Consider the following 13789-nt stretch of genomic DNA (forward strand, 5'->3'; position numbering starts at 1 on the left):
ACGTTCATGGGGTGTCAACCTAGGGTTGCCTCATGACGAAGCCGTTGCGCCCCAACCCGCCGATCCGCCTCGACGACCTCATCGAGGCGATCAGGAAGACCCACGCCGACGCCTTGGAGCAGCTCTCCGGGGCGGTGATCGCCGCTGATCACCTCGGGGAGATCGCCGATCACCTCATCGGTCACTTCGTGGACCAGGCGCGCCGCTCCGGCGCCTCCTGGACGGACATCGGCCGCAGCATGGGAGTCACCCGGCAGGCCGCCCAGAAGCGGTTCGTGCCCAAGAAGCCCGGCGAGGCGTCGGAGCTGGACCCGAGTCAGGGGTTCGGCCAGTTCGACACGGAGGCCAGGAACGCCGTCATGGGCGCGAGCAACGAGGCCCACGCCGCCCGCAACGACGAGGTGGGAGTGGCGCACCTCGTCCTGGGTCTCCTCGCCCAGCCGGAATCGCTCGGCGCCCGGGTCGTCGCGGGGCTGGGGGTCTCGCCGGAGGCGGCACGGGAGGCGGCGGCCCTCGCGCTCCCGGCCGCGGCCGACGAGGTCCCCGAGCTCATCCCGTACGACGCCGGAGCCCGCAAGGTCCTGGAGCTCACCTTCAGGGAGGCGCTGCGCCTCGGCCATGAATGCGTCGGCAGCGGCCACATCCTGCTGGCCGTGCTGGAGTTCGAGGGCGGCGCGGGTCTCCTCACGGGACTGGGCATCGACAAGGACGCGGCGTCGTCCGCCGTCGCGGCAGCGGTGGCCGCCGAGGCGGAGGAGCCGGCTCCGGACGCCGGGAGCTGACGGGGCACGGCACCGGACCCGTTCCCTGCCCGGCCCTGCCCGGACGAAAGAACCTGGCTCCCAGGAGTCCGTGAACCGCCGGTGCCGCCCCTCACCGGGGCGGCACCGGCGTGATGGGCCGCTGGGCATCACCGGGCGGCGCACCGCTCGGTGGGTCCGGTGGACCCGCTCAGTGGACCGAGAACCCGCCGTCGACGAAGACCGACTGCCCGGTGACGTACGCCGAGGCCGTGCTCGCCAGGAACACCGCGGCGCCGGCGAAGTCCTCGGCCAGCCCGTTGCGTCCCACCATCGTGCGGGCGGCCAGGGCCGCCACCCGCTCGGGGTCCGACGACAGCCGCTCGTTCAGCGGCGTCATCACGAAGCCGGGCACAAGGGTGTTGCAGGTGACGCCGTACGGAGACCAGGCTTCGGCCTGCGAGCGCGCCAGCGACTCCAGCGCACCCTTGGAGACTCCGTACGCCCCGCTCTGCACGAACGCCCGGTGCGCCTGCTGGGACGTGATGTGGATGATCCGGCCGAAGCCGCGCTCGGCCATGCCGGGGCCGAACCGGCGGCCCAGCAGATAGGGCGCCTTGAGGTTCACCGTCATCGTGGTGTCCCAGGTCTCCTCGTCCAGCTCGCTCATCGGCGGCCGCAGATTGATGCCCGCGGAGTTGACCAGGATGTCCGGCTCACCGAACACGGCCGCGGCCTCGTCCCCCGCCAGCCGCACGCCCTCGGCGGTCCCGAGGTCGGCGCTCACCCAGGCCGCCCGGCAGCCGCCCGCGGTGAGTTCGTCGACGGTCTTCCTCAGCTCCGCCTCCCGGCGGGCCACGACCACGACGCTCGCGCCCGCGCGAGCGAGAGCCTCCGTGATGCCCCGGCCGATGCCTGAGCTGCCACCGGTCACCACAGCGACGCGGCCTTCCAGTGAGAACAGTTCGGAGAGATAGTTCTGCGACGTCATGCCCGTACCCTAGACACCAGCCCCGGCCCGCCCTCCGGCGAGGTCCCGGACGTGCCTCGCGATGGTGCGGGCCGCGTCCCCACCCGTGCGGACTCCGCCGTGCCGGTCCGGTCCGTGGCCGCAGGGGAGTTGGTGCCGAGGGCCGGGATCGTCCCGCCGATCCTGCCGCCGGATGCGGGGGCGGTCTGCCGTACCGTCCCGGGCGCCGGCCGCCGGGCGCCCCCGAGCTACCGTTCGGTAGTCGTGTGAGCAGGTCGTGTGCGCCCTCGAAGGTGCCGGGAACCGGGGCCGGTTTTGTGTCATGGTGATCCTGATGGCGGTGCTTCAGGACGAGTTGTTCCCCGTGGTGCCGTGGTGTGAATGGGAGCCGAGTGGGAGATGAACATGGCGAACGCAGGCCAACCGGAGCCATACGTGGCTCACTCGCCGATCAGGAGCGGCTCCTCCGGTGCCCGGTCCGGCCCGAAGCCCGGAGCTTCGGCCTCCCAAGGGAATCGATCATGAACATCCCCTTCCTGGACAACTGGCGCAAGCGACAGGGCGGTACGCCTCCGGGCTCCCTCGCGGCCGCCGTCCGGACCGACCCCGACGGGGTCGCCGAGCTGTTCGCGGAGTGCGAGCTGCTGCGCTCGCGCGCGGGGCAACGGGGTCTCGAACTCGACGACAGCCCGGCCTCGTTGGCCGCACTCGACCAGCTGACGCCGGTCTGGCGCGACGATCCCGAGGAGCTGCCCTGGGTGGGCAACGACGCGGGCCTGTACCTCGGCACCGTACTCGTGCGTACGGTCCCCGGCGCGGTCTGGGACATCCTGGCGGGTGGACAGCCCGTCGTGCGGCTGGCGTCGGGGCGCGAGATCGACGTGGTCGCCGCCGGCCTGGACTGGGCGATGTCCGGCAGCCCCGAGCTCTCCGAGATGTACGCGGAGTCGGCGGAGAGCGGGCCGGAGGCCAAAACGCGATAAACAGCCTTATGCGCTGTTGGTGCGTGTCGGCTCCGAAGTGCGTGTTCGCCCTGGATAGTTTGCGCTGACCTCGACACAAGCGATAAGTGGGTAGGGCAGCGTATGGCCGTCGATCCGTTGATCGAGCTGCGGGACGTCAACAAGTACTTCGGGAAGTTGCACGTACTGCAGAACATCAATCTCACCGTCGGCCGCGGGGAGGTGGTCGTGGTCATCGGCCCCTCCGGATCGGGTAAGTCGACGCTCTGCCGGACCATCAACAGACTCGAGACGATCGAGTCCGGTCACATCGCCATCGACGGGAAGCCCCTCCCCGAGGAGGGGAAGGGACTCGCGGAGCTCCGGGCCGAAGTGGGCATGGTCTTCCAGTCGTTCAACCTCTTCGCCCACAAGACCGTGCTGGCGAACGTCTCGCTCGCCCAGCTCAAGGTCCGCAAGCGCAAGAAGGACGAGGCCGACCGGCGCTCCCGGGAGCTGCTGGAGCGGGTCGGGCTCGCCTCGCAGGCCGACAAGCTGCCCGCCCAGCTCTCCGGCGGCCAGCAGCAGCGCGTCGCGATCGCCCGCGCCCTCGCCATGGACCCCAAGGCGCTCCTGTTCGACGAGCCCACCTCCGCGCTCGACCCGGAGATGATCAACGAGGTCCTGGAGGTCATGCAGCAGCTCGCCCGCGAGGGCATGACCATGGTCGTCGTCACCCACGAGATGGGATTCGCCCGGTCCGCCGCCAACCGCGTGGTCTTCATGGCCGACGGCCGCATCGTCGAGGACCGCACCCCGGAGGACTTCTTCACCGCGCCGGAGAGCGACCGCGCCAAGGACTTCCTGTCCAAGATCCTCAAGCACTGACGGGGGGCACCGTGTTGCGTACGAGAAACATCGCGGCCGTGCTGGCCTGCCTCCTGATCGTGGCGCTCGCCGCCGGCTGCGGCAGGGAGGGCAGCCCACCGGTCAAGGGGCCGAAGGCCGGGGCGCTGCCCCAGTACACCGTCGACACCGGCTTCGAACTGCCGGAGTCCAAGACCTGGACGAAGGCGAGGAAGCGCGGCTACCTCGTCGTCGGAGCCAAGGAGGACCAGCCCTACCTCGGAGAGAAGGACCCGGCCACCGGGATCTACTCGGGCTTCGACATCGAGATCGCCCGCATGATGGCGGCCTCGCTCGGCTTCGAGCCGGACACGATCCGCTTCCGGACCATCGCCTCCGCCAACCGCGAGACGGCGCTCCAGAACGGGCAGATCGACTACTACGTCGGCACCTACACGATCAACGACATGCGCAAGAAGCTCGTCGGCTTCGCCGGGCCGTACTACATGGCCGGCCAGGGCCTGCTGGTGCGCACCGACGAGAACGACATCAAGGGCCCGCAGGACCTCGCCGGCAAGACCGTCTGCTCGGCCGCCGGGTCCACCCCCTACCAGCGCATCGCCGCGGACTTCCCCGAGGCGGACCTCGTCGCCTACGACACGTACTCGATCTGTGTCGACAACCTGCTGACCTTCCAGGTCGACGCCGTCACCACCGACGACGCCATCCTGCTGGGCTTCGCGGCCAAGGCGCCGGACGAGATGAAGGTGGTCGGCAAACCCTTCTCCGAGGAGCCGTACGGCATCGGCGTCCCGCGCAGTGACAACGCGCTGCGCTTCGCGCTCGACGACGCGCTGGAGGCCAACGAGAAGAACGGGAACTGGAAGAAGGCGTTCGAGGCGACCCTCGGGCTGTCCGGGGTGCCCGCGCCGACACCCCCGCCCATCGACCGCTACCCGGCGACCTGAGGGGCAGGCCACCACCATGGATGTACTGACAGAGAACTGGTCGCTCTACGGCAAGGGCTTCCTCGGCACCGTCGAACTCACCGTGTACGCCTCCGTCCTGGCGCTGGTACTCGGGTTCGTGATGGCGTCCTTCCGGGTCGCGCCGGTCGGCTCGCTCCGGGTGATCGGCACCGTCTGGGTGGCGGTGCTGCGCAACACCCCGCTGACACTGCTGTTCTTCGCCGTGCTGCTGGGACTGCCGCGCTTCGGCCTGGTCCTCCCCTTCCAGGTCTTCGCGGTGCTCGCCCTCGGCTGCTACACCTCGGCCTTCATCTGCGAGGCCCTGCGGTCCGGGATCAACACCGTGCCGACCGGACAGGGCGAGGCGGCCCGCAGTCTGGGAATGTCCTTCAACCAGACGCTCGGCAGCGTGGTGCTGCCGCAGGCCTTCCGGTCGGTGATCCCACCCGTGGGATCGACCCTGATCGCGCTCGCGAAGAACTCCGCGATCGCCGGAGCCTTCAGCGTCACGGAGCTGCTCGGCACCTACAAGACGCTCAACGAACTCGGCTACAGCATCATCTGGTCCTTCGTCTGGATCGCTGTCGGATATCTGATCATCACCCTCGCCATCAGCGCCCTCTTCAACGTGTTGGAGAAGCGCTGGGGAGTCGCCCGATGACCCACTCCACCACCACCGCGACCGCGCTCTACGACATCCCCGGCCCGGTCACCCGCAAACGGCACTTCACCTACGGCGTCGTCTCGACGATCGCGATCCTCGCGCTGCTCGGCTGGATCATCTATCTGCTCTTCGACACCGGCCAGTTCACCAGCGCCAAGTGGACGCCCTTCACCTACGTGGGCATCCAGGAACTGCTGCTGAGAGGACTCGGCAACACCCTCAAGGCCTTCGCCTACGCGGCGGTGCTCTCCCTCGTGCTCGGGGCCGTGCTCGCCGTGGGGCGGCTCTCCGACCACAGGGCGGTGCGCTGGGTCTCGACCCTGCTGGTCGAGTTCTTCCGGGCGATGCCCGTGCTGGTGATGATCTTCTTCATCTTCGTCGCGCTCAAGGTCCAGCCGCTGCCCGCGCTGGTGGCCGGCCTGACCCTCTACAACGGCTCCGTGCTCGCCGAGGTCTTCCGCACGGGAATCAACTCGGTGGAGCGGGGCCAGCGGGAGGCGGCGTACGCGCTGGGCATGCGCAAGACGCAGGTCACCACCCATGTCCTGGCCCCTCAGGCGGTGCGGGCGATGCTGCCCACGATCATCAGCCAGCTGGTGGTGGCGCTCAAGGACACCTCGCTGGGCTATCTGATCACCTACGAGGAGTTCCTCCACGCGGGCAAGCTCATCGCGTCGAACCTCGACTACGATCTGCCGTTCATCCCCGTGGTCATGGTGATCTCGCCCATCTACATCGGCATGTGCATGCTGCTCTCCTGGTTCGCCACCTGGGTGGCCAGACGGCAGCGGCGCAACCCGAAGACGGAGGGGACGGGCGTCGCCTCCGCCGAACCAGGACCGCTGCTGCCGGGCGTGCGCTAGCCATCGGCCGGGTCCGTCCGGCAGCAGCCGGTGATCACTTGCCGCACCGTGGGACCGGGACGCGATCCGTCCCGTACCCGGTGGGGGAGAAGGTCAGCTGCGCGCCGGGCGTCTCGCGGCCGGAGGAGGGCCGGCGACGCCGGTCACCGGGCGACACACGGCCGGCCCGGGCGTCGTGGGCGTGGCGTGCGACTCCACACCTACGACGTCCTGGCCGGCCCCCGTGCGGCGAGCCGCCGGACCGTAGAGTTCCCCCGCGACCGGCGAACGACCGGACGCGCGGGGGGAGTTGTCATGCGCTACGCCGATGGGCCCGGTGCCCAGAGAGAAATACGGATCGCCGGGGACCCCGCGCGGGTCTGGGCGAAGGAGCTGTGCGGGGTGCGCCACGACCTCGCTCAGCTGCGCAGGGTCCGGTCCAGGCGGCGGAACGCGAGCACGAGGGCGAGGCCGCCCAGCACGAGGAGATAGGCGGCCGGGAGCAGCAGTTCGACGCCGAACCGGCCCAATGAGGGCTGCCGGATGAGCTCGATGCTCTGGTAGAGCGGCAGGCACTCCACCAGCAGCTGGACCGGACGGGGATACACCTCCAGGGGGTAGAAGGTGGTGGCGAACAGGAACATCGGCAGCATGGCCAACTGGATGTACTGGAAGTCCTGCCAGTCCCGCAGGTAGGTCACCACGGCCAGGCCCAGCGCCGCGAAGGCGAACCCGACGAGGAGCGCGCCGGGCACCACCAGCAGCACCAGCGGACTGTGCACGAGGCCGAAGACGGTGACGGCCACGAGGAACCCGGCCGTCACCAGAGCACCGCGCATCAGAGCCCAGCAGACCTCGCCCAGTGCCACGCCGCGCACGGTCATCGGCGTGGTCAGGATCGACTCGTAGGTGTGGTTCGTCTTCAGCTTGTTGAACAGGTTGAACGTCGTCTCGTTCATCGCGCCGTTCATCGCCGTGGTGGCGAGCAGGGCGGGAGCGACGAACTCCGCGTAGGGCACATCGGCGTCGGCGAGGCCCGGTACGTTGCCGACCAGCCCGCCGATGCCGACGCCGAAGGCGAGGAGATAGAGCACCGGCTCGAAGATCTCGGCCACGAGGAGCAGCCAGCTGTGCCGGTAGATCATCAGATTGCGCTCGACCATCGCCAGGGCGCCCCGGGGGCGCAGGACCGGCGTGGGACGAGCGGAGACGTGCGGGCCCAGCACGGCCGACATGGGATCCCTGCCTTTCAGGGGTGAGTGCTGGTGGTCATGAGTGCAGGTGCCGCTGGTAGGTGCGCCGCCCGAGCAGCAGACCGACGGCGGCCAGCACGGCCAGGTAGCCGACGTGGACGGCGGTGCCGGCGGTGGTGCCGGTGCCGAGCGCAGCCGTACGGCACAGCTCGACCCCGTGCCAGAGCGGTGTCGCCTGTACCACCGGCTGGAGCCAGCCGGGCAGTTGCGTCAGAGGGAAGAAGGTGCCGGAGAACATGAACATCGGCATCACGCCGAACCGTAGGACCGCGAGTACCGTCGGCTGGCGCTTCGCGGTCACCGCCCAGGCGGCGGACGGCGTGGCGAACGCGGCCCCGACCAGCAGGGTCGCGACCACCACGAGGGGGGCCCGCAGCGCGTCCACGGCGCCGAAGGCCGCCGCCACCGCGGTGAAGGCCGTTGCGGAGAGCGCCACCTTGAAGATGTTGAACAGCAGGTGACCGTAGTAGATGTCGACGGGAGACATCGGTGTGGCAGTCGCCGCCCAGTAGTGCCCTTTGGACTGCACCGACTGGTGGACCGGGTGGGCCGAGTCGATGTAGGCGGTCTGCATGGCCGAGGCGGCGAGCAGGCCGGGAGTGAGGAAGGCCAGATAGGACAGGCCGCCCAGGTCGGCACTGTTGTTGTGGTTGACAAGGGTGCCCAGTCCCGCGCCGATCCCGGTCAGGAACAGCAGCGGGTTGGCCACGTTCAGCACCACGGTCCCGCGCCAGGTGCGGCGGTAGCGATGCAGCCAGTAGGCGAACTCGCGCAGGGCGGGCGGGACCGTGCGGGCACGACCGGGTGGGACGAGGGAGCGGGAGGCATGCGTGGTCATCGGTACTCTCCGTGGCGACGCCTGGATGGTGGGCGGGGGCGGCGACGCTTCAGTCGACGAGGCTGCGGCCCGTCAGAGTGAGGAAGACATCCTCCAGGCTCGCTCTGCGGGTCAGGGCGGTCAGCGGGACGATGCCGCGCGCGTGGGCGGCCGCCATGGTGGCCTCCCCTTCGTCGGTGTAGAGAAGGATGCGGTCGGGCAGTTCCTCGATCCGCTCCACCAGGCCCCGCGCCTTGTCGGTCATGGCCTCGCGCTCGCCCGGGCCGAAGCGCAGTTCGAGGACCTCCCGGGTGCAGTACCGCTCGATCAGTCCGCGCGGCGTGCCCTCGCTGACGATCAGACCGCCGTCCATCACCACGAGCCGGTCGCAGAGCTGCTCGGCCTCGTCCATGTAGTGGGTGGTGAGGATCAGCGTGATGCCGTCGTCCTTGAGCCGGAACAGGCGCTCCCAGAGCAGATGGCGTGCTTGCGGGTCGAGGCCGGTGGTGGGCTCGTCCAGCAGCACGATCTCGGGCTCGTTGATGAGTGCCCTGGCTATGGTCAGGCGTCGCCGCATGCCGCCGGACAGCGCCTCGACCCGCTCGTCCGCCTTGTCGGTCAGCCGTGCGAAGTCGAGGAGTTCCGCGGCGCGCCGCCGGATCTCGGCCTTCGGAAGCCCGAAGTAGCGCCCGTAGATCAACAGGTTCTCTCTGACCGTCAGTTCGACGTCGACGGTGTCGTCCTGCGGCACCACACCGATCCGAGCGCGAATCCGGGAGCCCTCGGTCCGTGCGTCGAGCCCGAGTACCTCGAGGCTGCCGCCGGTGGCCGGTGAGGTGCACGCGATCATGCGCATCGTCGAGGACTTCCCGGCGCCGTTGGCACCCAGGATCCCGAAGGCCTCCCCGGGCCGGACGTCGAAGTCGATGCCCGCGACCGCGGTGAACCCTTCGCCACGAGCTGCCTCGTAGCGCTTGCGCAGTCCCTTCGCGCGGATCAAGGGCGTCTGCCCCGGCACCGTGCTCCGCGCCTGCGTGGTGGTCTCAGTCATGGTGGGTTCCTTGCGGATGGCGTCGGAACCGGTCGACGAGTTCGCCCACCGGGGTGCCGGGGTGCTGGGCCGCCCGCACCATCAACAGCTCGAGCTCCCGCAGGAAGTCGGCGGCGGAGGCGGGCAGGAAGCGCGGGTCCGTGCAGAGAGTGAGTGCGCAGGACTCGCGCAGCCCGTCCAGGAAGAGGAAGAACTTGGCGCCGGACTGCCGTCCCTCGCTGTCCAGACGGGTCAGGCGGGTACGAGCCAAGGCCTCGTCCAGCTGGGCGGGCAGCTTCGATCCGTCGATCGAGGGCGGCGGGGCGTTGCGCTCCTCGGCGCTGAACCGGATGTCGTTGAAGAAGCAGTAGCCGCCGGGCTCGATGCCGCGCCGGCGGGCGATCTCCTCCAGCTGCTCCTCCATCTTCACCGGGCAGGCCTCGGCGTGCCGGTAGGCGTTCAACGCGGTGCGGGCGGCACGGGTGAGGAACTGCTCGGTGGTCTCGTCGGCGAGTTGCAGGCGGACGATCGCGTTCTGGTTGAAGGCCCCGACGAGCTCTTCGTCCTCGGGCTTGAAACGGGTCGACACGATGACCCGCAGCGCCGCCTCGGGCTCGGCGAGGTAGGAGGCCAGCAGCAGCGACGTCGAGCCGAGCAGTGCTGTGGCCGTGTTGCAGCGGGCGCGTTCGGCCAGTGCGTGGGCGGCCAGTGCCAGGGCGGGGGAGTCGATGTGCGCCCAGTCACGGTCGAGCTGCTGCGGCGTCGAGGTGGTCGCCAGCATGCTCGCGGGAACCGTGTTCGCCTGGCGGGCCCAGTAGTCCAGCGTGCGACTCTCGCGCCGGACGCCGGCCTCGGAGGTCTCGAACACGGCCCGGTCGACGGGTTGCCGGGAACGCTCACGCAGGCCCGCCGCGCCGTCCGGGCCCGCGGTGAGGGCACGCAGTTCGTCCATGACGATCTGGAAACTCCAGCCGTCGACCGCCAGGTGGCTCGCGGCGATCGCCACGACGGCCGGTGTACCCGCGCGTAATCCGATCGCCGCGCGCACCGGCAGTCCGGCGGCGTTGTCGAAAGCGCCTGCCCGGATTCGCTCGCCGAGCGGGACGACAGCCTCGGTCGGGTCACCCGGTCCGAGTTCGGCGAGCAGGAACTCGATCTCGCCGGAAGCCGCCACGTGCTGCACCAGGCCGCCGTCATGCTCGGCGTAGGTCGTCCGCAGCGACTCGTGCCGCTCCACGAGCAGCCGGACCATGTCGCACACCTGGGCCACGGTGGCGGAGCCGACCGGCGCCCAGCCGATCTGGTTCAGTGAGTCGTCGTCGGGCGGCAGCCAGCGGATCACCTCCCAGATGGCGCGCTGACCCCAGGTCATCGGCCCGGTACGGGGGTGGCCCGCGTGGAACCGCACGCGGGCGGTCGTTGGGTGTGTCACCTGTCCTCTTCCCATTTGTCCTGCTCGCCGGAGCGTCCAGCCGTGAGCGGGCTCAAGAATGGCGCGGAACAGAGTCATTTCTCAACAGTCTTAGCTGAATTTTTTGACACATGAGTGGCACAGGATTGATGACCCTGGCAGCCCATGGAGGCCCTCGGTCCATTCGACGCTTATGTATGTGAGTTTTTGTCCCTGAATCTCCATGGTGATGCGTGCGTTACCGGAAGAGGACTGGTGCGGAGGATCGGCAAAATCCACTTTCCAACCATCTTGATTTTGCTACTTTCTATGCATACTTTGCATCCGTCTGGGCGCGGCGCAGGCTTCCGAGGCCGTACTCCAGGCCGTACTCCAGGCCGCACGCTGGGCTGCATCCCCAAGGAATCGAGGAGCAGATCACGATGGAAGTCCGTGCAAAACCGCTCTGGAAACGAATGGCGGTCGACTCCGCGGGGGGCGGACGGCCGCCCGTTCTCATGCCCGCCGCGGGACTGCGCACCGCCCTGGCCGTGCTCGACCTGGGCATGGTCGGTTCGGACAGCTCACGCCGGGCAGTGCCCTCGGCCGGCGCCTCGTACCCCTACGAGTGCTACATCCTGACCAGGGACGACGCCGGCACGACCGGCCTCCACCAGGTCGACCCGGGCCGGCGGCACTGTCAGTTACTCAGCTGCGGGCCCCACGTCGACGAGGCACTGTGCCGAGCGGCGCTCGCCCTCCCCGAGGGCGGCGCGGTGGTCGTACTGGCCACCAGACCGTGGCTGTCCATGCGGAAGTACGGTGACCGGGGCTACCTCTACACCCAGCTGGACACGGCGCACCTGCACATGAACCTCGTGCTGGCGGCCGACAGCCTCGGTGCGAGCATCGTGCTGCGCCAGCGCCCGCCGGGTCTGGAGCCTCTGGTCAGAGAGTACGGCGAGTGCGCCGAGGTCCACTCGGCTCTGGCCGTCACCGCGGTGCCGGCCGGCAACGGCCCCGATGCCGAACCGTCCGGCTGGGTGGTCCGCGACGCCCGCACCACCCGGCCGGCCTCGCTGCGCCGGCAGCCGCACTGGCTGGAGCGGCTCTGCTGGGAGTCTCTCGTCACCGGGTCCGAAGGGTCCGCGGCCGGTCCGGTCGGCGCGGCCATCTCGCTGCCGATGGCTGTACGGCGCAGAGGCAGGGCACCTCTCGTGCCGCGGACGGCGTTCCACAGCCGTCGGTCGGCTACCGGATTCGCGCCCGGCACCGTCCCCGCGCGTGACGTGCACGCCACCGTCGGCCGCGCGATGTCCGTCTTCCACGACCTGCTGCCCCTCGCGGGAACGCCGCCCCACGCCACCTTGGTCATGCGCCAGGAGAAGTGCGAACGAGACCGGTCGGCCGGGCCGGCCGGCCTGGGCGTCCGTTGGATACCCGAGCTGCCCGACGAATCGGTCACCGAGGCCTTCATGGCTCAACGCCATCTGGCCGACACAGCGGCCGTGCTGCTGCTGCACGCACCCACCGCCTCACTCATCGAAGAGGCGGGCGGCTCACAGCTGTGGACGGTCCTCTACCACGCCGGGGCGCTGGCCCAACTGGTCTATCTGGAGGCGGCCCGGTGCGGTCTCGCCGTCACGGGTGTCGGTGGTTTCGACAGCGGGCGGTGGCAGCGGCTGGCCGGACTGCCCGCCGATCACGATGTGGTGTACGCGGTCGCCATGGGCGTGGACACACCTGACGCTCCGAAGCTCGACCGCCTCGCGGTCGCCTACGCACAGAACGAGCGCTCATGATCCTCGCCGCTGAATTCGCACGGTGCGCCGACCGGTACGCGCACCGTCCGGCACTGTCCGGCCCCGACTCCCCGATCGGCTTCCGCGCCCTGCACGAGCGGAGTCTGCGTGCTGCCGAGTGGCTCAGCGGCACCCGAGCCGTGGACGACCGCCCCCGGATCGGTCTGGCCGCGCGCAACAGCACCACGTGGGTGACCGCCTACCTCGGCATCCTGCACGCAGGGGCAGTGCCGTTCCTCGTCGATGCCTCGGCCGGCGACAGCGAACTGGCACGTATCCACGAGGACTGCTCGCTCGACCTCGTCCTTCACGACCGCGACACGGCAGGCGACACGATCCCCGCGCTGCCGGGCCTGACCGCCACGTACCGCCGTATCGCCGAGCGCCGTCACCCGCTTCACCCCGACACCGAGGTCTGCCGCTTCACCTCCGGTACCACCGGCAAGCCCAACTGCCTGGAATTCTCCGGCCGGGCGGTGCGCGCGGCGGCGGAGAACTGGGCGGTGGGCACCTCCATGACGGCCGATGACCGCGTCCTGTGCTGCGCGGGCCTGTCCAACGGACTGGCCTTCAACACCTCCCTCCTGTCGAGCTTCCTGGTCGGCGCCCAGCTGCTCCTGTCGCACGGGCTGCCGACGAGCGGACGGATCCGCCGGCTCGTCGCCGAAGCCCGGCCCACCCGGCTGGTCGCCTTCCCCGCCCTCTACGACTCCTTCGTCCGCACCGGCGGGGGCCGCACGGACTTCGCCTCCGTCCACGTCGCCATCTCCTCCGGGGCTCCGCTGCGCGCGGACACCAAGAAGGGGTTCACGGAACTGACCGGGGTCCCGATAGGCAACTACTACGGCGTCGCCGAGGCCGGACCGCTGACCTACTCCACCGTCACCTCGGCGCAGAGCCTGGGCCGCCCGCTGCCGGGGGTGGACATCCAGACCCGTGGGGCCACTGCCGACCAGGACGGGGCCGTCCATGTGCGCAGCGCCTCGATGGCCACCCGCTACCTCAACGCCCCAGGCCTTCTGGAGAGCCGGATCGACGAAGGCGGCCACTACGGCACCGGGGACCGCGGGCGCCTGGAGGACGGCGAGCTGGTGCTCACCGGCCGCTCCAACCGGATGATCAACGTGGGTGGCCGCAAGGTCGACCCGGTCGAGGTCACCAACGCCGTCAATGCCGTGCCCGGCGTGGAGCAGGCCGTGGTCCTCGAAGTTCCCGACCAGCACGGCGAGCCCGCCGTAGCCGCCGTACTCGTCCTGTGCGACGGGCTCGACGCCGGCGAGGTCCGCCTGCGCATGCGCGACAACCTGGCCGCCCACAAGGTCCCCACACTGATCCGCGTCGTCGACGCCATCCCCACCACGGTGATCGGCAAGCCGGTGCTCCACGAACTGCGGAGCCTCTTCGACGCCGGCCCTTCCTGAGCCCGCCGTACCGCTCCGCCCCTTCCACACCGCTCTTCCCGGCACCCTGCCCGGGCACCCGCAGCCGACGGGGAGATCCGCCGGCCCCATCTCGAGGAGTCAGTC

General features: G+C 69.9%; 13 protein-coding genes. 8 read left to right on the forward strand and 5 right to left on the reverse strand.

Translation table 11 applies throughout. The annotated features are described in order from the left end of the window. Positions 1-32 precede the first annotated feature (32 nt). Complete coding sequence (locus AMK10_RS17040) at positions 33-782, forward strand: Clp protease N-terminal domain-containing protein (RefSeq protein ID WP_073748641.1); 750 nt, start codon at positions 33-35, stop codon at positions 780-782. A gap of 169 nt (positions 783-951) precedes the next feature. Here the strand turns inward: AMK10_RS17040 and AMK10_RS17045 are convergent, their stop codons facing one another. Then, positions 952-1731, reverse strand: a complete 780-nt coding sequence (locus AMK10_RS17045) for an SDR family NAD(P)-dependent oxidoreductase (RefSeq protein ID WP_073748642.1) — start codon at positions 1729-1731, stop codon at positions 952-954. 500 nt (positions 1732-2231) lie between these two features. On the opposite strand from AMK10_RS17045, the gene AMK10_RS17050 reads away from it, so the two are divergent. The 5 genes from AMK10_RS17050 (at position 2232) to AMK10_RS17070 (ending at position 5992) form a co-directional block, all read left to right on the forward strand. Next, positions 2232-2693, forward strand: coding sequence for a DUF6278 family protein (locus AMK10_RS17050; RefSeq protein WP_073748643.1), 462 nt, complete (start codon positions 2232-2234; stop codon positions 2691-2693). Between the two features lie 102 nt (positions 2694-2795). Then, entirely contained in the window at positions 2796-3539 is a 744-nt protein-coding gene (locus AMK10_RS17055) for an amino acid ABC transporter ATP-binding protein (RefSeq protein ID WP_073748644.1), read from the forward strand. A gap of 11 nt (positions 3540-3550) precedes the next feature. Next, complete coding sequence (locus AMK10_RS17060; protein ID WP_073748645.1) at positions 3551-4465, forward strand: glutamate ABC transporter substrate-binding protein; 915 nt, start codon at positions 3551-3553, stop codon at positions 4463-4465. A 16-nt stretch (positions 4466-4481) separates the two neighbouring features. Continuing rightward, a complete protein-coding gene (locus AMK10_RS17065) occupies positions 4482-5126 on the forward strand; it encodes an amino acid ABC transporter permease (RefSeq protein ID WP_073748646.1) in 645 nt (214 codons plus the stop codon). Continuing rightward, a complete protein-coding gene (locus AMK10_RS17070) occupies positions 5123-5992 on the forward strand; it encodes an amino acid ABC transporter permease (protein ID WP_073748647.1) in 870 nt (289 codons plus the stop codon). Before AMK10_RS17065 ends, AMK10_RS17070 begins: the two co-directional genes overlap by 4 nt. Positions 5993-6390: 398 nt before the next feature. Here AMK10_RS17070 and AMK10_RS17075 read toward each other — a convergent pair whose 3' ends face one another. From AMK10_RS17075 to AMK10_RS17090, 4 genes are read right to left on the reverse strand one after another with little or no spacing between them, the layout of a single operon-like run. Further along, on the reverse strand, positions 6391-7206 hold the full coding sequence (locus tag AMK10_RS17075; protein ID WP_079180736.1) for an ABC transporter permease: 816 nt from the start codon (positions 7204-7206) through the stop codon (positions 6391-6393). Between the two features lie 34 nt (positions 7207-7240). Further along, entirely contained in the window at positions 7241-8062 is an 822-nt protein-coding gene (locus AMK10_RS17080; protein WP_073748648.1) for an ABC transporter permease, read from the reverse strand. A 49-nt stretch (positions 8063-8111) separates the two neighbouring features. After that, positions 8112-9092: an ABC transporter ATP-binding protein gene (locus AMK10_RS17085; RefSeq protein WP_073748649.1), complete on the reverse strand. Its 981-nt coding sequence runs from the start codon at positions 9090-9092 to the stop codon at positions 8112-8114. Beyond that, positions 9085-10503 (reverse strand): condensation domain-containing protein, encoded by a 1419-nt coding sequence (locus AMK10_RS17090; RefSeq protein WP_158070877.1) that lies wholly within the window; start codon positions 10501-10503, stop codon positions 9085-9087. Before AMK10_RS17090 ends, AMK10_RS17085 begins: the two co-directional genes overlap by 8 nt. Positions 10504-10904: 401 nt before the next feature. Between AMK10_RS17090 and AMK10_RS17095 the strand changes: the two genes are divergently transcribed. Next, positions 10905-12263, forward strand: coding sequence for a nitroreductase family protein (locus AMK10_RS17095; protein WP_107428436.1), 1359 nt, complete (start codon positions 10905-10907; stop codon positions 12261-12263). Further along, positions 12260-13684, forward strand: a complete 1425-nt coding sequence (locus tag AMK10_RS17100; protein WP_073748651.1) for a class I adenylate-forming enzyme family protein — start codon at positions 12260-12262, stop codon at positions 13682-13684. The genes AMK10_RS17095 and AMK10_RS17100 overlap by 4 nt, the downstream gene beginning before the upstream one ends. The last annotated feature ends 105 nt before the right edge of the window (positions 13685-13789 follow it).

Source organism: Streptomyces sp. CB02058, from assembly GCF_001905505.1.
Lineage (GTDB): Bacteria > Actinomycetota > Actinomycetes > Streptomycetales > Streptomycetaceae > Streptomyces.